At 41.0% G+C, this 20,584-nt stretch carries 17 protein-coding genes, 1 pseudogene and 1 riboswitch; of the genes and pseudogenes, 7 read left to right on the top strand and 11 right to left on the bottom strand.

Annotated elements, in window-relative coordinates; genetic code table 11:
• Window positions 1-486: 486 nt before the first annotated feature.
• On the top strand, window positions 487-1,329 hold the full coding sequence (locus tag ACFE93_RS15310; RefSeq protein ID WP_375474098.1) for an Rpn family recombination-promoting nuclease/putative transposase: 843 nt from the start codon (window positions 487-489) through the stop codon (window positions 1,327-1,329).
• Window positions 1,330-1,671: 342 nt separating this feature from the next.
• Here ACFE93_RS15310 and ACFE93_RS15305 read toward each other — a convergent pair whose 3' ends face one another.
• The 3 genes from ACFE93_RS15305 to ACFE93_RS15295 all read right to left on the bottom strand — a co-directional run bounded on the left by ACFE93_RS15305 (window position 1,672) and on the right by ACFE93_RS15295 (window position 4,935).
• A complete protein-coding gene (locus tag ACFE93_RS15305) occupies window positions 1,672-3,435 on the bottom strand; it encodes a Rieske (2Fe-2S) protein (RefSeq protein WP_375474097.1) in 1,764 nt (587 codons plus the stop codon).
• A gap of 433 nt (window positions 3,436-3,868) precedes the next feature.
• Window positions 3,869-3,991 carry a hypothetical protein gene (locus tag ACFE93_RS15300; protein ID WP_375474096.1) on the bottom strand — a complete coding sequence of 41 codons (123 nt, stop codon included), beginning with the start codon at window positions 3,989-3,991 and terminating at the stop codon, window positions 3,869-3,871.
• A 74-nt stretch (window positions 3,992-4,065) separates the two neighbouring features.
• Complete coding sequence (locus ACFE93_RS15295; RefSeq protein ID WP_375474095.1) at window positions 4,066-4,935, bottom strand: zinc metalloprotease HtpX; 870 nt, start codon at window positions 4,933-4,935, stop codon at window positions 4,066-4,068.
• A 395-nt stretch (window positions 4,936-5,330) separates the two neighbouring features.
• Window positions 5,331-5,417: riboswitch (Fluoride riboswitch) on the top strand.
• Window positions 5,418-5,512: 95 nt separating this feature from the next.
• Here ACFE93_RS15295 and ACFE93_RS15290 point away from each other — a divergent pair.
• From ACFE93_RS15290 to ACFE93_RS15280, 3 genes are all read left to right on the top strand, one after another.
• Entirely contained in the window at window positions 5,513-6,853 is a 1,341-nt protein-coding gene (locus ACFE93_RS15290; protein WP_375474094.1) for a voltage-gated chloride channel family protein, read from the top strand.
• Window positions 6,854-7,069: 216 nt separating this feature from the next.
• Window positions 7,070-8,233, top strand: a complete 1,164-nt coding sequence (locus ACFE93_RS15285; RefSeq protein ID WP_375474093.1) for an ATP/GTP-binding protein — start codon at window positions 7,070-7,072, stop codon at window positions 8,231-8,233.
• The gene (locus ACFE93_RS15280) at window positions 8,226-8,819 is read left to right on the top strand and encodes an RloB family protein (RefSeq protein WP_375474092.1); all 594 of its coding nucleotides are present in this window, start codon (window positions 8,226-8,228) and stop codon (window positions 8,817-8,819) included. Before ACFE93_RS15285 ends, ACFE93_RS15280 begins: the two co-directional genes overlap by 8 nt.
• A gap of 59 nt (window positions 8,820-8,878) precedes the next feature.
• On the opposite strand, the gene ACFE93_RS15275 is transcribed toward ACFE93_RS15280, so the two are convergent.
• The 6 genes from ACFE93_RS15275 to ACFE93_RS15250 all read right to left on the bottom strand — a co-directional run bounded on the left by ACFE93_RS15275 (window position 8,879) and on the right by ACFE93_RS15250 (window position 14,819).
• Window positions 8,879-9,520 carry a Uma2 family endonuclease gene (locus ACFE93_RS15275; RefSeq protein WP_375474091.1) on the bottom strand — a complete coding sequence of 214 codons (642 nt, stop codon included), beginning with the start codon at window positions 9,518-9,520 and terminating at the stop codon, window positions 8,879-8,881.
• A 112-nt stretch (window positions 9,521-9,632) separates the two neighbouring features.
• A complete protein-coding gene (locus ACFE93_RS15270) occupies window positions 9,633-10,868 on the bottom strand; it encodes an LL-diaminopimelate aminotransferase (protein WP_375474090.1) in 1,236 nt (411 codons plus the stop codon).
• A 180-nt stretch (window positions 10,869-11,048) separates the two neighbouring features.
• Window positions 11,049-12,404: an NAD(P)/FAD-dependent oxidoreductase gene (locus tag ACFE93_RS15265; RefSeq protein ID WP_375474089.1), complete on the bottom strand. Its 1,356-nt coding sequence runs from the start codon at window positions 12,402-12,404 to the stop codon at window positions 11,049-11,051.
• 233 nt (window positions 12,405-12,637) lie between these two features.
• The gene (locus ACFE93_RS15260; RefSeq protein ID WP_375474088.1) at window positions 12,638-13,570 is read right to left on the bottom strand and encodes a DUF4349 domain-containing protein; all 933 of its coding nucleotides are present in this window, start codon (window positions 13,568-13,570) and stop codon (window positions 12,638-12,640) included.
• 108 nt (window positions 13,571-13,678) lie between these two features.
• Window positions 13,679-14,311 carry a DUF1003 domain-containing protein gene (locus tag ACFE93_RS15255; RefSeq protein WP_375474087.1) on the bottom strand — a complete coding sequence of 211 codons (633 nt, stop codon included), beginning with the start codon at window positions 14,309-14,311 and terminating at the stop codon, window positions 13,679-13,681.
• 289 nt (window positions 14,312-14,600) lie between these two features.
• Complete coding sequence (locus ACFE93_RS15250) at window positions 14,601-14,819, bottom strand: hypothetical protein (protein ID WP_375474086.1); 219 nt, start codon at window positions 14,817-14,819, stop codon at window positions 14,601-14,603.
• Window positions 14,820-15,112: 293 nt separating this feature from the next.
• On the opposite strand from ACFE93_RS15250, the gene ilvC reads away from it, so the two are divergent.
• The 3 genes and pseudogenes from ilvC (at window position 15,113) to ACFE93_RS15235 (ending at window position 19,409) form a co-directional block, all read left to right on the top strand.
• Entirely contained in the window at window positions 15,113-16,108 is a 996-nt protein-coding gene (ilvC, locus tag ACFE93_RS15245) for a ketol-acid reductoisomerase (RefSeq protein ID WP_375474085.1), read from the top strand.
• Window positions 16,109-16,641: 533 nt separating this feature from the next.
• Window positions 16,642-17,111: pseudogene (locus ACFE93_RS15240) on the top strand (DUF29 domain-containing protein).
• 627 nt (window positions 17,112-17,738) lie between these two features.
• Complete coding sequence (locus ACFE93_RS15235; protein WP_375474084.1) at window positions 17,739-19,409, top strand: MBL fold metallo-hydrolase; 1,671 nt, start codon at window positions 17,739-17,741, stop codon at window positions 19,407-19,409.
• A gap of 64 nt (window positions 19,410-19,473) precedes the next feature.
• On the opposite strand, the gene ACFE93_RS15230 is transcribed toward ACFE93_RS15235, so the two are convergent.
• The gene (locus tag ACFE93_RS15230) at window positions 19,474-19,785 is read right to left on the bottom strand and encodes a DUF6679 family protein (protein WP_104904797.1); all 312 of its coding nucleotides are present in this window, start codon (window positions 19,783-19,785) and stop codon (window positions 19,474-19,476) included.
• Between the two features lie 575 nt (window positions 19,786-20,360).
• Window positions 20,361-20,579 carry a hypothetical protein gene (locus ACFE93_RS15225; protein ID WP_375474083.1) on the bottom strand — a complete coding sequence of 73 codons (219 nt, stop codon included), beginning with the start codon at window positions 20,577-20,579 and terminating at the stop codon, window positions 20,361-20,363.
• Between the last annotated feature and the right edge of the window lie 5 nt (window positions 20,580-20,584).

Here is a 20,584-nt window from a genome sequence, read left to right as displayed (position 1 = left end):
TACTTTCTCAAACCCCAGTTTGCTTTCTCATTTTGGTGTTTTCCGCAAGCAAAATCAGCTTTGACTTACTCAAACCCCAGTTTGCTTTCTCATTTGAGTAATTCACGCATTCATTTTCGTATATCATTGAGCCGAAAGAAAAGCGTAGGCATAGCTCGTCGTATACGACATCGCTCATCGCTCGATCAACATAGTCGCTCAAAATAAACCTTATCACCATGAAATCTCGCGTTGTATTACCAGTTTAATCTTATGTTGAATGATGGTGTTTCGCCGATGAAGCGTCTACGCTCTACTTTCAAGTGTAAATCGACAAGCGATCGCACACCTAAACCTTACTGAACTACATCAATTACTGGTATTGGCGAACTTTAAAGACTATTTCATCATCTTAAAACTTGTTCTGTGAAAGAATTCATGCTTTGATGCGTTAAATGCTACCTCAAATATCAAAAGTTGCATTCCTTAAGTGCATCCAGTTTCTCTATGTCAAAACCCGCCGATGTCAGTACCAAACGCTTAATTAGCCTCGCACCCAACAATTGGGTAAAATGGGTAACACAAATCCCTGATGTCGTTGCAGGCGAAATCCTCAATTCCGAGTTTCAGTGGATTAGTAGAGAAAGCGATGTACTTATCCGCGTCGAAAGTAAAGAGTACGGAAAATTTCTCGTTCTCAATGAATTGCAATTGCGGTATAAACCCGAAATGCCACGACGGATGCGTGCTTATGCAGGATTGGCAGAAGAAAAATATAACTTACCAACTTATCCTGTACTGCTTAATATCCTCAAAACGAGTGACGCAGAAATACCCAGGCGATACGAGTCCAATATTGCTGGGTTACAAGTACGCCAAGATTACCGCGTCATTAACCTCTGGGAAGTTGATGTTAGCATCGCCTTTGAACAACCCTTACCCTCATTGCTTCCCTTTGTACCAATTCTTAAAGGTGGTGAAAAAGAGTCTACAATTCGAGAAGCATTGCGTTTATTGCAAGCGGATGAACAATTTAACCAACTCGAAACAGTCTTAGCATTTTTTGCTACGTTTGTACTAGATAGCGCATTAGTCCAACAAATTATGAGGTGGGGTATGACAGTATTGCGTTCCTCGCCGTGGTATCAGGAAATATTGCAACGCGGACAGCAAGAGGGAAGGCTATCAAGCATCGAATTAAGCCTAGAAGTAAAATTTGGCAATGAAGGATTAAATTTCATGCCAAAAATTTCTCAAATATCTGATATCGAGCAACTAAAAGTAATTCAACGTTCTATTCTCACAGCCGAGACTCTAGAGGAATTGGCGCGAATACTCGAAAATATGTAAGAAAAAGATGTCTCAATTTATATGCCTCCAATTCCGAGTTCGGAGGTGAAATGATCGTATTGTAAAGGTGTAGGCGTACCTTGTCAGAGATATCGCTCTAGAAAAGAAGTGTAAATCTACAAGCGATCGCTTAGTTTAGAAATGAGCATTACTCAAATAAATCAAATCCTTTTTCGTTTCTCAGTTTTCTGTCAAAAGTTGCTGTCCTCCTGCCTCATCCTAACTACAAATATTTACGCCGTTCTACCTAAAACACGCTTTATCTCTCAATACAGTTCAGAATCAGCAACAAAACCCTCATGTAGAGACGCTATTTATCGCGTCTTAAAAGTGTAATGCCGATCACGATTCCTCAAATAAGCGATCGCCTTGATGTAAACGTTCCGCAATTTGATAAGTTTGTCCTTGAGATCGCATTGTCGGAGAATGAGCTGCTAAATACCGAGATGCAGCCACTAGTATATGAATTCCAGCCGAAGTTTGACCGAGGAAAGAATACTGACGAAAAGCGGCTTCTATTTCTTGAACGACATGAAAATCACGGTTTTCTCGCAGCATCAATTTCCCCAATTTTGCCATCAGTCTTTCAGGACTACCACCACTGTATAAATAATTAGCAACTAATTGCCCTGTCTGGTTTACTTGCTGCTGACGGTTTAATAAATCCGGTAGCTGCTGAAGTAATTGTTCGGGATTTTCTACGATGTCTTTGGGTTCTGGCAGCCTTGCTGGTGGGACATTCAAAAAACGATTTAAATACACACTCATCGCCGCATCAAACACACCTCTTAATAGTTCGACTGTTGGTACTCTTCGTAAAGCTTGATGTAGGGCATTTGCAAACGTAAATGGATGGTGGGCTGAATTCCAATCTCCAAATTCATTATTAGTGTGAAAACGAGCTATTCGTAATGCGGCTGTATAAGTAACTACACCAGCTAATTGTTCTTCAGTACAACCTGCTTTCAGTGCATTCAATAGCGAGTCTGCGATCGCTTGTGGGTCTTCACCTAATAAAATTGGTATTAGTTCATCTGGTTGTGACCAACTTCCTTGTCGAGATTTTCCTACACTTAATACAGTCGGTAATTGCTCAAAAGCCGACTCTAATATTGCCACCAAATCTACAGGGTAGCGCCAGGAATTGGATTCTTCCATCCGCGAAGCATTGGCTAAACCCGAAACTAAGCTAGCCAGAATTGATTCTGCTGCTTGCCAAGCGATAGTATCAAGTGCTTCTAATGCTTTATTGATAAAATCAAGCGTATGCCCAACATCAAGATAGCGACGATCTGTGGCAGCACAGAACAGCATGTCTGCTATTTGCTTTGAATTAGCTCCGGAACGAACAGCAGATACTAAACATCTTTGTGCTGCTTCAGCATCCCGTACCTGAATAAATTGGCGAAACCAGTTTTTGAGAGTTGCAAAATCTACTTTAGCGTTGGGTAATGGGTGAACAACAAACTCTGGTGGCGCACCCGCACTATCATTAGCTACTGCCGACAGTCCGTGAAATAAAGCACGAGGTTTGTCTTCTGCATCAAGATAAGGTAGTAGATTCATCATACAGGTGTGGATAGTCAAACCTGAACTCCAACCCGCTTTGTTATAACGAGTGCCAAATTCTAGCCCCATGAGAAATGGTTCTGTCGGGTTCACCCCTATATCTAATAGTGCCAGCGTTGATTTTGCAATCACTAAAGAAATATTCTGCTCTAAACCGTCTAGCAGACGTTGGCGGTGGTGAGCATGAGGGTTAGCTGGTGGTGCTAAATTTATCCAAACTTCACCATCACGGATTTCTACTGGGAAACAAGGAACATCATCTGCCCACGAGTCAAACGTTCCACCACTAGCAAGATCAAAGCGGGCATAATGCCAAGGACAAGTAACAATACCATCTTTGCAAGTGCTTCCTTGTAAAGGAAAGCCCATGTGAGGACAACGGTTATCAATTGCGTAAACTGTATTATTTGAGTAAAACAAAGCAATCGTATGCTTTTCCTTGTGGACTAACAAACTGCCTGCTGCCTGAACTTCTGCAAGTTTAGCAACACGGATATAATTGTCTGTTTTCGTCGCATCTTCAAATATTTGAGTCATTTAATTACACATAGGTAAATGTTAAAACCCTTATTTATATTCTGACAAAGTTTTTCACATTTGAGCATTTGGGCATTCTAATTTTTGTTAACTAATACCAATTCAAAAAATGTTTACAATAGATAACTCCACCCACGCTGACGCGTACCTTCTTTAACGAGAGTAAGGATTATTAAAATAATTCGTAATTGAATTAGTTAGGGATTTAAACCCCAACTAATTTTAGACCAATACGCTTGGCTTTGTGAAAAATTGCTTTGTTGGGTTAAGCAAAGCGCAACCCAACAAAGCACCGGAAATGTTGGGTTTCGTTCCTCAACCCAACCTACACACTACACACTTTAAGGCTTTTGGCGCTAACCCAAGCGTATTGAATTTTAGACCGCTAATTTCAAAAAAATTAGCGCGGTGTTCCGTTCCTTTTAATTACGAATTAGTAATTATTGTTGAAGGTTTCCCAAGCAGCAATAGCCGCCTTTTGCAGGGGAAAGCTGAAATCTACTAAGTCTTTCATCAATAAGTGCCAGTTTCTCTCGGCTTCATCTAAAAATTGCACTTTATCCCTATATTAATAGTCATTAGTCATTTATTTATTTCACAAAGAACAAATGACTAATGACTAATGACAAGTTAATAACTTTTTGTTGGCAGTTGTTGCTCTAATTTCAACAATGCTGCAACTCGCATTTCTGTAGCCGGGTGACTGGAGAATAAGTTACCCAGAAACTGTCCAGAGATGGAATTGATAATTAATAACGGCTCATAAGCTGGATTGGCATTTAAAGGCATTTGCTTTGCTGAAGCTTCTAGGCGTTGCAATGCCCTAGCTAAGGCGCGGGGATTACCAGTTAATCTAGCAGAACCTGCATCAGCAGAAAATTCTCGTGTGCGCGAAATTGCTAGCTGAATGATTGTCGCCGCCACCGGTGCAAGCATGACTGTTAATAAAACTCCTATTGGATTTCCACCTCTGTTGTCATTTCGTGAACCACCGCCAAACCATAGGCTGTAACTAACCATTTGGGCTAGGAATGAGATCGCACCAGCCACAGTAGCAGCAACAGCTTGAGTGAGAGTGTCACGATTAATAATATGGGTGAGTTCGTGGGCGATAACGCCTTCGAGTTCGTCATCTGGCAATATATTCAAAATGCCTTCAGTGACAGCAACAGCAGCGTGTTCTGGATCGCGCCCTGTAGCAAAGGCGTTTGCACCTTGACTTGGAACGATGTAAACTTTAGGCATAGGAATGTTAGCGCGATCGCTCAATCTCTGCACCATCCGATAAAGTCCTGGTGCTTCTCTTTCACTCACAGGTTGGGCGCGGTATACTGCCAGCGCAATCTTATCTGATTGATACCAGGAAAACAAGTTTGTTACTGCTGCCAAGCCGATCCCGATAATCAAGCCACTAGTACCGCCAATTACCCAATAACTAATTGCGATCAAAAGACCACTTAACGCAGCTAGCAAAGCAGTTGTTTTCAATTGATTTGTCATCTTTTCGCTCTCCTGCTAATGCTGTATAAATTTTATAGAAAACAGCATTAATATAAGCCATGCTTTGATTGTATCCAGCTAAACTTAGATAGATGGTACAGAAAACCTATTAGATAAGTACGGTTTTCCCATTTAACTTTTATCAATGTTAATTTAGTTGTTTTTGATACTTTGTTTCTTCAGAAGTATGTTTATCTTTAATATATAAAAATACATCTATCTCTAGTAGGAAATTTGTAAAAAAGTTGTTGATGCAGGCGGAACTTCTACTCTTACGAGGGTCACTTTTCAAGATAGGCATCGCTACTGTGTAATTGCTGATAATTCAGAGGAACAAATAGTAAAACTTTTAAAGCAATACAAAAGCAAAAATGGTATTGTTAAATTAATTAAATAGTATTTATGGCGATGGAGCTCGCCAAAACCGCCTTTCCAGTACAGGTTAAATTAATAATTGGAAGGCTGATGGCTCCTACTTTCCTGACTTACTGCGGGAGAGTAGGGCTTGGCTAAATGCATTACCTGACTCTCTTGTAGAAAGTGTAAGTCTACAAATCGCACCTCAAGGAGTCACGGTATGAAACACTTTCGTCAGTCTGAACCATTTATAGCTTTACCCCACCTAATTAAGTGGTTGCCCATTTCCTTTGTAGTTGGCATTCTTGCTGGAACGGCTTCTGCTGCTCTTTTAGCATCATTAGAATGGGCAACTGATTGGCGAGAATCGCATCGTTGGATCATCGCCTTTCTTCCCCTTGGTGGCTTCTTGAGTGGTTGGATTTATCATCAATTTGGTCGGACTGTAGAAGCCGGGAATAATCTTTTACTTGAAGAAATCCATAAACCTAAAGATATTATTCCCTTCCGCATGGCTCCTCTTGTTCTACTAGGAACAGACCTGACTCACTTATTTGGAGGTTCAGCCGGTCGTGAAGGTACAGCATTACAAATGGGTGCTTCTTTGGCAGACCAGCTAACTAAAATATTACATTTTAAAGGGGTCAATCGGCGAATTTTATTAACCGCAGGTATCAGTGGGGGATTTGCTTCAGTATTCGGTACTCCCCTAGCTGGAACTGTATTTGGTCTGGAAGTTTTAGCGATTGGTAAGATTCATTACGATGCTCTTTTTCCCTCATTAATTGCTGCGATCGTAGGAAATCAAGTAACTTTACTATTAGGTTTACATCATACAGCGTACCGACACGCTCCCTCTATACCGCCGCTCACAATTTGGGGGCTGATTTCTGCCATTATCGCAGGTGCAATCTTTGGAATTGTAGCGAGATTTTTTGCTCAAGTAACTCACAAAATTAGTCACTTCTTTAAAGCAAAGATATCGTATCCTCCAATGCGTCCTTTAATTGGCGGTGCGATAATAGCAGCAATTGTTGGGTTAAGTGGTACAACTAAATATATTGGACTTGGTATCCCTACTATCGTTGATTCTTTCTCCACTCAGCTACCTCCTTGGGATTTTGCAGCAAAATTTGGTATGACTGCTTTAACTCTAGGAGCAGGTTTTAAGGGAGGAGAAGTGACACCTTTGTTTTTTATTGGTGCAACTTTAGGTAATGCTTTGTCGTTGCTTTTAGCATTACCTGCACCACTGTTAGCAGGAATGGGATTTGTGGGTGTGTTTGCAGGTGCAGCAAATACACCTTTAGCATCGACTCTAATGGGAATAGAACTATTTGGTCTAGAATCCGGGGTATTTGTTGCTATTGCCTGTGTTGTAAGCTACTTATTTTCGGGTCATTCAGGAATTTATACTTCACAGCGTATTGGATTGAGTAAGTACTCTTCTGTATATCTGGAAGAAGGACTGACTTTGGGTACTTATGGGCAACCGAAAGTTAAGCCGAAAATTGATTTACCTGATGATGGCGAAGAAGGCGGAAGTAATTCTCAGGAATAATTTTTTGATGCAATTCATGGATAATTGGGAAAGTGCGTAGTTTACCGCCGTAGGCATCGCATAGTCAAACTAGTCATGTATGAGCGATAACCGCTATGCTTAACTTATATATTTGCGATCGTTTCACAAATATGCTGTTTAGGATAAAAAGTTACTATGCTCATAGAGTTTAGTATTAGTAATTACCGATCATTTAAGGATAAAGTCACCTTTAGTATGGTAGCTGCCAATATTGTTGCAAAAGAAAAAGAACTTGATGACAACAATGTTTTTGCAGTAGATGATGACCTGAAATTACTCACAAGGGCTGTGATTTATGGTGCCAATGCCAGTGGTAAAAGTAATCTTCCAAAAGCTTTGGGCTTTATGAAGTGGTTTATGATCAATTCCTCTAAAGAGACTCAAAGTACAGAAAAAATAGGAGTTGAACCGTTTGACCTAAGTACAGAAACTGAAGCACAACCATCTTTTTTTGAAATTGTGTTTCTTTTAGATGGTACAAAGTATAGATATGGGTTTCAAGCTAATCAAAAAAGGGTTATTTCCGAGTGGCTATATTACGTTCCTAAGACAAACCAAACTCGTCTTTTTGAGCGAGTTTATGACGGAAATTCACGTAAGATAAAATATCTATCTAAAATATTCAAAGGTGAAGATATTTACCCAAAAACTAGGAGCAATGCACTTTTTCTATCAGTGGCTGCTCAATTCAACGTTGAAATAGCTGAGAGAATACTAGATTGGCTCACAAAACAAGTGAATATAGTTTCAGGTTTAGACGATCAAGATCATTTGAGTTATACACTAAGCTCTTTAGCAGAAAATAATGAGAATAAATCAGAAATTATTCAGTTAATTAAAAAACTAGATTTAGGTATTGAACAAATCAGAATAAAGGGAGCTTCAATTAAGACAGGGCATAAAAGATTTGATAAGCAAGGTAATTATGTATCTATGAAGTTTTTTGATTTAGATAGTCAAGAGTCGGAAGGAACTAAAAAAATAATTTCTATTGCTGGACTTTTAATAGATACTCTTAAATATGGCAAAGTTTTAATATTTGACGAATTTGATGCGAGGCTTCATCCACTAATCAGTAAAGCAATTGTTGAATTATTTAACTTCAAAAATATAAATTTTAATAATGCACAACTAATATTTATGACTGATGACACCAATTTGCTCAGTAATAAACTCTTTCGCAGAGATCAGATTTGGTTCACTGAAAAAAATAAGTATGGTGCTACAGATTTATATTCATTAGTTGAATATAAAATACATAACGATGCCTCTTTTGAAAGTGACTATATCAAAGGCAGATATGGTGCTATTCCATTTATTGGTGACTCAAGTCAACTTATTGGTGAGCCTAATGCCTAGAAACCGTGGCTATGCTGATAGAAAAGTTGAAACAAGAGAACTTAGGCAAATATTTTTAATTATTTGTGAAGGTGAAAAAACCGAGCCAAATTACTTCATGAGTTTTCGTGTTTCCACAACTGTCAAGAAAATTGATGTCAGAGGGTTTGGCTACAATCCAAGTAAACTAGTCCAAGAGGCTAAAGAATTAAAATCTCAAGGAGATTACGATCAAATTTGGTGCGTATTTGATCGGGATGATTGGCCTAAGCAAGATTTTAACAACGCTATTGCAAATGCTGAAAGAGAAGGATTTAAAGTTGCTTATTCTAATGAAGCTTTTGAATTATGGTATGTATTACATTTTGAATTTTTAAATACTGGACTTCCTCGCCAAGATTACATCGATAAGTTAGACAAATTGCTTAAATACAATTATAAAAAAAATAGTGCAACAATCTATGAGGAAATAGAAAATCGGCAATCTACTGCTATCAAACACGCTAAAACTCTTCTCAAGCAATATAATCATCCCAATCCAGTAAATGATAATCCTTCAACAACAGTACATATTTTAGTTGAGGAACTAAACAAATTTATTCGATAATGCTTGTCTTTTAAATTACATCAATTATTTTTTATACCATCCAGTGGCTACTTTATCATTTATGAAATCATTGCTTCCAATTCTTCCAAAGCTTGAAAACTTCCTACTTGCCAACTACGTTCTACAGCAGCAGGAATAATCTGAGTAATCGCTATATCTTCAAAATTAGGACTGGTGTTAGATTTTATATATTTCCCCTCTTTGAGCAAATAAATAGAAAGACTCCCGCTATCGTAAACCCATAGTTCTGCAACTCCAATCGCTTGATAAGCATCAAGAGTAGTTTTTGATGTAACATCAGTTTCAATCGCTAAATCTGGCGGCGGATCATCAGGTTGCAAGCGGCGATGACCAATCAGTTGTTGATAATTCTGAATATAAAAGCAAGCATTAGGTTCAACTCCTGCAACACCTTGTCGTTTAAAGGTGGTGGAACCAAAAGGTTGATATCTGATATTTTTAGCCTTCAGCAATATTTTGACAATATCAGAAATTAAATCTTTGGGAATTTCATGTTCTGGTAAAGGAGCCATAATTTCTAAAGTACCCTGGCTGTAGGCAATTCGTGTAGTTCTTTTTTCTCCCAATTCTTGTAAAATAGATTCAAATTCTTCCCAGCTAACATCAGGAATAGTTACCGTGCTACCAGGTGCTAACTGCATCCGGCTAACAGGTTTGAAAACGGGGATAGCAGCAGTCATAACCAAAATATCAGTAAGCTGAATCTCAACAATTATCTATTAGGTTGCGGTGGATAATACAGCCCACCGTAACCTTTAGACTAATAGAATGAGTTTAACAAAAGCGATCGCTCTACACCTTAAACTTCTCGGTAATCCGCTTCATCGCCTCTTCCACATTCTCCCGGCTGTTAAACGCCGAAATGCGGAAGTAACCTTCACCCGCAGCACCAAAGCCAGAACCGGGTGTTCCGACAACGTTGATAGTTTGCAGCAACTTATCAAAGAATTCCCAACTAGATAAATTATTAGGAGTTTTCACCCAGACGTAAGGTGCATTCACGCCGCCATACACCGCTAATCCGGCGGCTGTGAGTTTCTCGCGGATAATTTTGGCGTTTTCTAGATAGAAACTCACCAATCCCTTGATTTGTGCTTGTCCTTCTTCAGAGTAAACTGCTTCCGCTCCCCGTTGGACGATGTAAGAAACGCCATTAAACTTTGTGGACTGGCGACGATTCCACAGTTTCCACAGTTCTACATCGGAACCATCGGCGGCTTTTGCTGTCAGTGTCTTCGGTACTACAGTTAACGCGCAACGGGTTCCTGTAAAACCTGCGTTTTTGGAGAAAGAACGAAATTCGATCGCAACTTCTTTTGCACCTTCAATTTCATAAATTGAGTGCGGAATCGACGCATCGGTGATATAAGCTTCGTAGGCTGCATCAAAGAAAATAATCGAGTTATTAGCTTTGGCATAGTCCACCCATGTCTTGAGATATTCCTTGGTAGCAGTTGCGCCAGTGGGGTTATTGGGAAAACAGAGATAAATTAAATCGACTTTATTTGAGGGAATCTCGGCGGTGAAGTTGTTATCAGCTGTAATTGGTAGATAAACTAAACCCTCAAATTCGCCTTTATCGTTGGCATCCCCAGTATTTCCCACCATAACGTTAGTGTCTACATACACGGGGTAAACAGGGTCAGTAACGGCAATTAGATTGTCATGACCAAAGATTTCTAGAATGTTGCCTGTGTCGCATTTGGAACCGTCGGAGATAAAGATTTCCGAGGCATCTATGTCGGCTCCCCGTGCTTGGAAATCTTGAGTAGCAATTTTCTCCCGTAACCAAGCGTAGCCTTGCTCTGGGCCGTAGCCTTTGAAGGTATTGCGATCGCCCATTTCTTCCACAGCTTTAATCATAGCTGCACGGCAAGCCTCCGGCAGAGGTTCGGTAACATCGCCAATACCCAGCCGGATGATTTTAGCATCAGGATTGGCTTCTGCAAAGACATTCACCCGCCGAGCAATTTCTGGAAACAGATAACCCGCTTTTAGCTTCAGGTAGTTGTCGTTAATAGTTGCCATAGTAAATATAAAAAACGCCCTCAAACAGCTTACTGCTAATTTATGAGGGCGATAACTTTGTTGTAGGGAGTAGGGAGTGGGAAAGCAGGGGAGCAGGGGAGCAGGGGAGAAGTTACAGTAAGTTTTTCCCCTCTGCCCCTCTGCACCTCTGCCTCTTGTGCCCAATGCCCCATACCCAATTTAGACATTTACCGGCTGTTTATTATCGGCTGAATAACTATTACGATCGCTAATTCCGAACTGCGTAATTGATTCCTGGCCTGTAATCAATCTTGCTCCGCGATTACGGGTGAAATAGTTCCATGCCCACTGAATCATTACTACTAATTTGTTGTTAAATTCAATTAAGAAGTAGATGTGAATCAACAGCCAAAACAGCCATGCAACGAAACCTTTCAGCTTGATAAAGCCCAAATCTACTACAGCAGAATTGTGACCAATCATTGCCAAACTACCATGATCGGTATAAGCAAAAGGTGGCAAATTGTTACCTACAAGCCGCTTTTGGACTAGTTCTGCTACATATTCACCTTGCTGCTTCGCTACAGGTGCAACACCAGGTAGCGGTTTACCATTTTGATGAGAAAAATTTGCTAAGTCGCCAATTACAAAAATATTCGGATGTCCCTTAATACTCAAGTCAGGTTCAACGATAATCCGTCCAGCGCGATCGCACTCAGCATCTGTGCGTTTTGCTAGGACTTTTCCCATTGCGGAAGCTTTTACACCTGCTGCCCATAATACCGTTTTTGAAGCAATTTCTTTAACTTCATCTCCTTGTTTGAGGGTAACAATATCATTTTCAATATTTGTTACCAGTGTTTTTGTCTGGACAACTACACCCAAGCGCGTTAGAGATGCTTCCGCTTCTTGTGATAACTCTGGTGCAAAAGGTGGCAGAATCCGATCCAAACCTTCTAATAGCAAAATCTTGGCTTCTGAGGTATCGATGCTGCGGAAATCTTCTTTAAGAGTTTGGTTTGCTAATTCTGCGATCGCACCCGCCAACTCTACACCAGTTGGGCCACCACCTACAATTACAAAAGTTAACCAAGCGCGGCGTTTTTCTGGATCGGTTTCTTTTTCTGCGGCTTCAAATGCCGAAAAAATCCGGCTACGCATTTCTATAGCATCTTCTACTGTTTTCAAGCCTGGGGCGAATTCTTCCCAATTGTCTTTGCCAAAGTAGGAATGCTTCGCACCTGTGGCGACAATTAACGTATCGTAAGGTATTGCTTCGTCGCCCACAATCACTTTTTGCGCTTCTAAATCGATATTATTCACCTCTCCCAGCAGCACTTTCGTATTCTTGCTCTTGCTGAGGACAGAACGCAAGGGTGAAGAAATATCAGCGGGAGATAGCGCACCTGTGGCGACTTGATATAAAAGGGGTTGAAATAGATGAAAGTTACGTTTATCAATCAGAGTAACGTTTACTGCCGCTTTGGCTAGTGTTTTTGCTGCATAAAGTCCACCAAAACCACCGCCAACAATAACTACTTGATGGGGTGGATTATTGTCAAGTGAATTTACCATAAGAAATATTATTGTGTACGCCGACTATTGTAACTATTCTTAACAAATTTGTATCAAAATTGTCATCAGATATTTTGTATTGCTCTTTACATTTAAAAAAGTATTAAAGTAATTAAGACTACAGGATAAAGAAAATTTTTAAGCGAAAGGTATAGACAATCTTGAGTTTGGAATATTTCAATACCTCTTTGCGTGTGTAGATTTATCAAAGGTAGATGTAGATTTATACAAGTTTAGTCAGAACTAGTTGACTCCGGTGTTTGTGTCAAACGTGGTGAATGAGTTCGCCGCCAACGGCTAAAGCCATAGACAAGAGCAGCAAAAATTAACAAATAGGGACTGTAAACAATTAACCAAATACCCAGTTTGAGTAAGCCAACGGAAAATGCCCTCAAAGAATGGGTAGAGTTGTTCCAAGTTTCCTGAACTTGCAAACCCAAGGCAGGTTGGGGACTGGTGCTAGAAACTGCTGCTTCTAGGTTCAGCGTAATAGTGGAATATGCAACTTGATTTTGTAAGCTTTTAAGTTGGGCATCAATTTGTTCTATTGTTTGTCGGACATTACTCAGTTCTTGGGCAACACTAAGCACATCTCTGACAGAAGCTGCCCGATCCATAATTTTTTGCAAATTGGCTTCAGTTTTTTGCAAATTCGTTAATCTGGCTTGAAAATCTACTAGGCGATCGCCCACATCTTCGGCAGTGATATTACGACTCTCTACAGTACCCAATTTAGCTAGTTGTTCTAGAGTAGGTTCTAGCCGATTCTCTGGTATCCGCAATTGGATTGTTGCTGTGTAACGCGGGTTGTCATTTTTGGGTTGTTGTTGTTTCAACCCGATTAAATCCCCTTGCTGTTGATTGATAATTTGCGAAACAGCATCAATAGTCCGATCTACAGAGTTGACAGTCAAAGAAATTGCTGCCTTTTTGATGAGTTGAGGACGAGAACGCGCTATTGGTACAGCTTCCGCTTTTTGGGAAAGACTGCTTTCACGAGCAGGCAATTGATTTACCGCGTCATTGGTTGCAATTTGAGGTGCAGATTGAGGTGCAGACTTATTTGCCGCCTGTTCGGAAGAGGCGCAACTGGTGAAAATCACCCCTCCCAATAACGCACTTATAAATAAAGCAGATGTGCGCGGTAATTTAGTCGAAGTATACATAATCTACCCCTAGATGGATGAAGTTAACCCCAGTATTACTGAAGAAAAACTCAAAATCTGGATTGTTGCGATTTATGTAACAGGGATAAAGTTTTGTCCAAAGTCCAATTATTCTTCAATTGATGTTTGTTGCTGAGAGAAACTTGCTAGTTCGGATGCTAAAGTCTCTTCTAATACATCTATAATTGCGTGCGGATCAGTAGGGGACTTCATCATTTCAGCCTCCGGGTCAGAGCGATTTTTGACATTAGGAATATCCTGGCGTAATTCCTCAACCAAACCGATGAGTTTAGCGATTTTTTGCTCAGAGAGCAGGTTGAGTTGAAGAATAAGCTGCGTCCGTTGCTCTGCTAACTTTTCTTGTCGCTCTTGTTTAATCAATACTCCTGTAGTCACCAACAATGAACCCGCAGTCAGTGAAAATTGTAACCAAGAAAATGGAAGAGGATCAAATCTTGGTATGCCGAAACGTCGTGGTAAGACATTGGGTGTTATCCACAGAATAATCCCAAGCAGGATGCTATACAAGAATGCAGGACGACCAAAAAAAGCACTTACCGTTTCTACAACCCGCTGATGTCGTGGTATGTCTTTTTCAGAACGTCTGTGCAATGCGATGATAGTCTCGATATTTTTACTAATAGATTCCGGTAATGGGGCAGTGGGCAGAATGTTTTGACGACGTGTTTCAGACGATCCTTGCGGTGAATCTTTTGGATTTGGTTTATCTTGGGAGAGCATTGGTAGTCTGACTTGATGAATAATTACTTCAATTTACTAACTCAATTTAAACCGCAATTCAACTTTTATATACTTAATTAATCAATCCAGTTTGAACTAAAATTGGAGGTAATAAGGTTATAGCGTCTACAGAAACCGTTATTGCAGGTAAGTTTCAAGGTGACATGGCAACCAGGCTCGTACTCTCGCTAGGCCGAACGTTTTAGAATGCCTTTGCTCTCAAGGAATCACTAGCGTTACTAACCCCCTTATTAGTGACATTATTATATTAGGGTAAAACTTCCGAATACTAGTCCTTAATAACGAAGCTTCCCTGATGGGAAACACTATTATGAGTGTGGGGGACGGTGCTGATGATTTGGGGTAACTTAAGTAAATTGTCTGTGTAACCTGTCAAATTAACTACTAAATTATTGCGTTGCCGGATAAATTTAGTTTTTTGAATATATTTATTTCCGATTTGAGAGTTAGCGATCGCATTAGGAATTTCCAACAATAAATTATTCAATCTTGTGATGTGGACACCGCCCATATCCAAAGGGCGGTGTCCACATCACAAGAAGTAGTTGAGTATTTTTTATTTGTCAGTCCCTTATTCATAACCTTTACCCAGAGTACCTTTCGGACATTTCTAACGGCTAAAAATTTTTATGCAGTGTGAAACTTATGAATCTAGGTTTTATAACGCTTTGAGTAATATTGTGAGAAATCCGGGTCATAGTTCATCTGTAGCTACTCAATTTGGGGTACAATCGTAAGCCTGCCAATAAATGACCATGCTTGCTGACAGGAGATGCTTCTATGGCCCGGATGTATTATGACGAAGATGCCAATTTAGACCTTTTGGCTGGAAAAACTATTGCTATCATTGGCTATGGTTCCCAAGGTCATGCCCACGCTCTCAATCTCAAAGATAGTGGTTTGAATGTGATTGTGGGACTATATCCGGGTAGTAAGTCAGTCGCAAAAGCTGAAGCAGCTGGGTTAACTGTGAAGAATGTTGCAGATGCTGCCAATGCTGCTGACTTCATCATGATTTTGTTACCCGATGAAGTTCAAAAAACGATTTACAAAAACGAGATTGAACCCAATCTAGAAGAAGGGAATGTGTTAGCTTTTGCGCACGGTTTCAATATTCACTTTGGGCAAGTTGTACCACCAGCTAATGTAGATGTGGTGATGGTAGCACCAAAAGGGCCGGGGCATTTGGTACGACGGACTTATGAAAGTGGTGAAGGCGTACCAGCGCTGTTTGCAGTTTATCAAGATGCCAGTGGTCAAGCACGCGATCGCGCGATGGCTTATGCTAAAGGTATCGGTGGCAGCCGCGCCGGTGTTCTCGAAACTACTTTCCGTGAAGAAACCGAAACAGATTTATTTGGCGAACAAGCAGTATTGTGCGGTGGTTTGAGTGCTTTAATCAAAGCCGGATTTGAAACTTTGGTAGAAGCTGGTTATCAACCAGAATTGGCTTATTTTGAATGTCTGCATGAAGTCAAGCTGATTGTAGACTTGGTTGTGGAAGGTGGTTTAGCCAAAATGCGCGACAGTATTTCTAACACGGCTGAATATGGCGATTATACCCGTGGCCCGCGGATTGTCACCGAACAAACCAAAGCTGAAATGCAGAAGATTCTCAGCGAAATTCAATCTGGGCAATTTGCGCGGGAATTTGTTTTGGAAAATCAATCTGGTAAACCAGGATTTACCGCCATGCGTCGCAAAGAAGCTGAACACAAAATTGAGGAAGTTGGTAAAGATTTACGCGCTATGTTTAGCTGGTTGAAAAAAGCTTAAGCAAAAAAATAACATCAGACATCTCCAAAAAAAAGAATGTAGAGACGTAGCACTGCTACGTTTCTACAAGGGTTCTGGTTACAGCATATTTAATTTCTGGAGATGTCTAATGCTAATGCATCATTTTAAGCATAAGGAAGTATCTCGAGCGCAGCGTTCAATAAAATCATTGTTGGTCACTTTGGGATGCCTCCCAAAGAAAAAACTTATCAGCTTGTGGCGCTGTGGTCTGGTATCCTGTATTGCCTCATAGATACTTGACCATTGAGGACGAAACACTGGACACATTGATAATTCCCCCAGGCTGTACGCGTTGGGTGGATGCAATTTTGCATTCATTAGTTCAAATGTTGCATCCTTTGCCCAACATAAACATTCCTATCCTGCTTGATGGAATTCCCTAGGTAGAGCAAAAACATCCATAACGGTAATAGCTTTTTAAACATCCTCTAAGTGCGATCGCTTTCATCGCTACAATCGAATAAACTTCTGGGCTAGCTGGAATGTTGAATAGTTAGGAGTTGAACTGAGAAATGCCTAACCCGCTATACGAGCGCGATTTACAATTATGGATTGAGCAAACCATTCAACATTTACACGATCATGAATTTGAAGCGTTGGATATTGAGCATTTAATTGAGGAGCTAGTTGATTTAAGTAAGGCAGAGAAAAATGCCCTCAAAAGCAATCTAACAATTTTATTAGCGCATTTACTCAAGTTGCGAGTTGAGCATGATGCCCCTGATAGCATGAAAGGAAGCTGGTATAGCTCAATACTGGAACACCGTCAGCGAGTTCTGAATAATTTGGCAGATACTCCTTCTCTAAAAAGTTTTCTAATAGAGGCAGTGGAAAAAGCCTACCCAGATGCTCGAAAGTTAGGGATTAAGGAAGGTAAGCTGGCTAAGTTTGGGATTCGGATACCCCAAGAAAGTGAATATCCCACCGTTTGTCCTTTTTCGCGATTGAGCAGATTTTAGATGAGGATTTTTACGGGCTGTAGACGATTGCTCCTTGTCATATTGCTTTACTTTACATCTAGATGGATAGACAGCTTGACCGAAAGGTTCTACAATCTGACTGATTGTGGTGAATTTACCTATTGCCCAATCCATATAAGCATAGTAAAGATTTTCTAGTGATTCCGTTTGATTGCGGAAGCACTAAATTAATATAGGAAAGTCTTTGAGTAAAGGGCAGCAAACAAATGGATGTAAAGTTGATTCTAGCTGGATTAACAGTTATATTTACGCTTTCGTGCTTATTTTTTGGCACGAAGAATGGATTCTATGATTCAGATAACTATCATGGCAATGGCTCCGCACATTGAGATAAATCTGTAGACGCTCGATCGACTTCCCGGAGGGTGAGTTGCTAAGAGCGCTCAAAACTTGTAAAGGGAAAAGAAACCAGAGGCAAACTGCTTGAGTTACTAGTTTGATAGCTTTTCGTTAGCCCACCTTTCCGAACAGTGCGGGTTCGGTGCAGGCGTCCTCCCCAATCAAAAATCCGTATTTTCAGGGTGTAGGGGCGCACGATAAAACTTACCCCTAAGTCACAAAAGCAAAATTTGTGTAACTTTTGGCTTTTGAGATATGTCCATGATGATGAGGTTTGAGGGGAGGAGAGCATGAGGGATAATCTATCGGCATCCTCTCGCGTACATGCTGCGGAAGCGGGTAGTGAATTAGAATGTTTGCCCTATAGCGTCCAGCATGACAATGAGGGCGTGTGTTTATTGGTGAAAATGGGGCCACACCGCATTCTCTTAGACTGTGGTTTGGAGGATATTTCATCGCTGGCTAAGGGGCTTACCAAGTCGGTACCTGGAAGTAGTTCGCCCCTACCAGCAGATTTAGTTTTGATTAGTCACGCCCACCCAGATCACGCTAAAGGCTTACTGGAACTGCATAAAGCTTTTCCCAAGTTACCGATATATGGTAGTGAAGTAACTAGCAAGTTACTACCACTGAATTGGGTAGACGAAGACCCGAAGGAAATTTCCCAATTTTGTCATGCCTTGCCATTGCGATCGCCTGTGGAATTCCAAGATGGTTTGGTGGTAGAATTATTTCCCGCCGGGCATCTACCAGGAGCAGTAGCAATTCTCCTCACCTACACCACCCAGCAGCGGACTTACAAGCTACTGTATACAGGGGACTTTTTCTTATCGAACTCCCGACTAGTAGAAGGTTTGCGTTTAGAGGAACTGCGGGGTTTAGACTTGGATGTGCTAATCATTGAAGGTAGTTATGGGACATCCCGTCATCCCCATCGCCGCAACCAAGAAAATCAATTAGCCGAGCGAATTAATCGAGCGATCGCTGACCATTGTTCTGTAATCCTTCCTACCCCGGCTTTAGGATTAGGTCAAGAATTATTAATGCTCTTGCGATCGCATCACCACTTCACCGGACGAGATTTAGATATTTGGGTAGATGGTACTGTCGCCACGGGATGTGATGCATATCTTGAACTGCTGCCCCATCTCCCCCCATCAGTGCAGAACTTCGCCCGCCATCAACCCTTGTTTTGGGATGAACGGGTACGTCCCCGCGTGCGTCGTCTACAACCAGAACATCGTCCCAGTGTAGGTAAGTCACCTTGTATTGTCCTCACCGATTCGACATCTGATTTAGGCGAACACTGCCAATTAGACACCGGGCCTTGGCTGATTCTTCTACCAGAAAAGATTGATATAAAAGTTAACAAAGAATATTTAGCGCCCACCACTCTTGAAACTTATCTCTTAGCTCAACATAGCGATGGCCCTGGTACTACGCAGCTAATTCATAATTTGCGACCACAGCACGTGATTTTTGTCCACGGTTCCCCTGCCTACTTGGCAGACTTGACTAGCTTAGAGGAGTTGCAAAACCGCTACCACGTACATTCTCCGGCGGCTGACACCTTAGTAGAACTGCCCATAGGCGACACATTTTTACAACCAGCAGCACCAGAGACTAACTATGAAGGCGAACTGACAGAGTTAGGAACAGTAATCACAATCACCCTACCCAATGTGATTACTGCTGATACGCGTTGGCGGCAATTTGCCGATACTGGTTTAATCGAAGCTCGTTGGCAAGGGGAAGAATTAGTATTAAGGGGATTGTCTCAACGAGAACTGCTCAACCAAAACAGCGATCGCTATACATGGGCAGATGTAGACTGTTGTGGTACTTGCCGACATCAAAGGGGGCAGCGGTGTTGGAACCCAGCTTCTCCGTTGTATAACTTTAAGGTAACTCTCGAAGGTTACTGTCCTGCCTTTGAAGGTTTATCTAGTCCTGAGTCCTGAGTTCTGAGTCCTGAGTTAGGATTTATTACTCAGCACTCGATACTCAGCACTCAGCACTGATTATTTATTCTGGATTCGAGTCAGTGTAACGGTTGTGAATGCGCTCTGCTTCTGGACAATCTTCAGTCATCAGAGGTTCTACATTACCGCGTGGTACTGAAGCCAATTTTTGCGTTACAGCACCAATGCTCTCGAGGCGAACCATTTCTTCCCAAGAGCAAACTTCATCCTCTTCATCTGTTTCATAGCGTAGGGTCACTAAATCTCCCTCTATGTCTATGATGCGGGCGCGTTCAATCCAGCGTTGCTGGTCCCGCAAGAAAACACATACCTCGCGCCCATCGCAACACAGTTGATAAATCTTGCGGTGTAGCATGTATTGTTTCTGCCTTTTTAAACAACGTAGTTAAACCTGTCAAAATCTGGGTTCTACCCCATTACATTACACCTTTAAGAGCTTAATTTCACTATTGAGAACAAGTACGCTTCATCACCCAATCCCAAGATTTGCTGTTAGTTGTCAAAATATCAGGATAATATTGGGTCATAAATCAGATGCTCTAATAATGAACTCAATCTCCCTCCGGTTTATTCTAGGGAATGTCTGCTTCTATAGAAGTCAAACAATTCGGTACCTGTCCTAACCAGGTTTATATTTGTTGGTGAGTCATTCTTACCATTATGTAATAAAGAATACTCGAAAACAATCGTTGATTGCGGTTGTTTAACTTGCCTACTTTTAATCATTGGCATTACTGGGAAGTCCGGGGACTTAGCTTTACTTTTACCCACTTGTATCTGATCTTAACTCATTCTCTTGCTGACCTTGATGCTTTTCAACAACAACACCCAAATAGTTTTGAGTTTTTCAGGTTTTTGCCTGAAAAAAGGCAACAGAGTAAAGGAAGAGGTAGACGGAAAAGACCATGAGAAAATTCTACTCCATAAGTCTTAGGAGGATTTATGTGGTAAAGGAAATTCTATAAGCACGTTCGATGAGGATGCTTCTCGTTTAATTTTTCCGGCGCGAACTGCATCGTATAGGGCTGCAAGGTCTGGCAAATCCTCTGAATGATAGCATTTAGTGGCTAGCACCTGCTGGAGTAAACCCTCAGATTCAACACTAAGATATCCAGTTTGAAAAGCAGATGCAATAATTGTGCGAATCATCTTGA

The sequence above is a fragment of the uncultured Nostoc sp. genome (assembly GCF_964247315.1).
In the GTDB taxonomy this organism is placed as follows: domain Bacteria; phylum Cyanobacteriota; class Cyanobacteriia; order Cyanobacteriales; family Nostocaceae; genus Nostoc.
Note: the sequence above shows the minus strand (reverse complement) of the source record. Positions and strands in the feature narration are given on the sequence as shown.

What these genes read in the sequence shown, in the direction of transcription:
- ACFE93_RS15310 (WP_375474098.1), top strand. Translation starts at nt 487, where the DNA reads ATGTCAAAACCCGCCGATGTCAGTACCAAACGCTTAATTAGCCTCGCA.
- ACFE93_RS15305 (WP_375474097.1), bottom strand. Translation starts at nt 3,435, where the DNA reads ATGACTCAAATATTTGAAGATGCGACGAAAACAGACAATTATATCCGT.
- ACFE93_RS15295 (WP_375474095.1), bottom strand. Translation starts at nt 4,935, where the DNA reads ATGACAAATCAATTGAAAACAACTGCTTTGCTAGCTGCGTTAAGTGGT.
- ACFE93_RS15290 (WP_375474094.1), top strand. Translation starts at nt 5,513, where the DNA reads ATGAAACACTTTCGTCAGTCTGAACCATTTATAGCTTTACCCCACCTA.
- ACFE93_RS15285 (WP_375474093.1), top strand. Translation starts at nt 7,070, where the DNA reads ATGGTAGCTGCCAATATTGTTGCAAAAGAAAAAGAACTTGATGACAAC.
- ACFE93_RS15280 (WP_375474092.1), top strand. Translation starts at nt 8,226, where the DNA reads ATGCCTAGAAACCGTGGCTATGCTGATAGAAAAGTTGAAACAAGAGAA.
- ACFE93_RS15275 (WP_375474091.1), bottom strand. Translation starts at nt 9,520, where the DNA reads ATGACTGCTGCTATCCCCGTTTTCAAACCTGTTAGCCGGATGCAGTTA.
- ACFE93_RS15270 (WP_375474090.1), bottom strand. Translation starts at nt 10,868, where the DNA reads ATGGCAACTATTAACGACAACTACCTGAAGCTAAAAGCGGGTTATCTG.
- ACFE93_RS15265 (WP_375474089.1), bottom strand. Translation starts at nt 12,404, where the DNA reads ATGGTAAATTCACTTGACAATAATCCACCCCATCAAGTAGTTATTGTT.
- ACFE93_RS15260 (WP_375474088.1), bottom strand. Translation starts at nt 13,570, where the DNA reads ATGTATACTTCGACTAAATTACCGCGCACATCTGCTTTATTTATAAGT.
- ACFE93_RS15255 (WP_375474087.1), bottom strand. Translation starts at nt 14,311, where the DNA reads ATGCTCTCCCAAGATAAACCAAATCCAAAAGATTCACCGCAAGGATCG.
- ilvC (WP_375474085.1), top strand. Translation starts at nt 15,113, where the DNA reads ATGGCCCGGATGTATTATGACGAAGATGCCAATTTAGACCTTTTGGCT.
- ACFE93_RS15235 (WP_375474084.1), top strand. Translation starts at nt 17,739, where the DNA reads ATGAGGGATAATCTATCGGCATCCTCTCGCGTACATGCTGCGGAAGCG.
- ACFE93_RS15230 (WP_104904797.1), bottom strand. Translation starts at nt 19,785, where the DNA reads ATGCTACACCGCAAGATTTATCAACTGTGTTGCGATGGGCGCGAGGTA.
- ACFE93_RS15225 (WP_375474083.1), bottom strand. Translation starts at nt 20,579, where the DNA reads ATGATTCGCACAATTATTGCATCTGCTTTTCAAACTGGATATCTTAGT.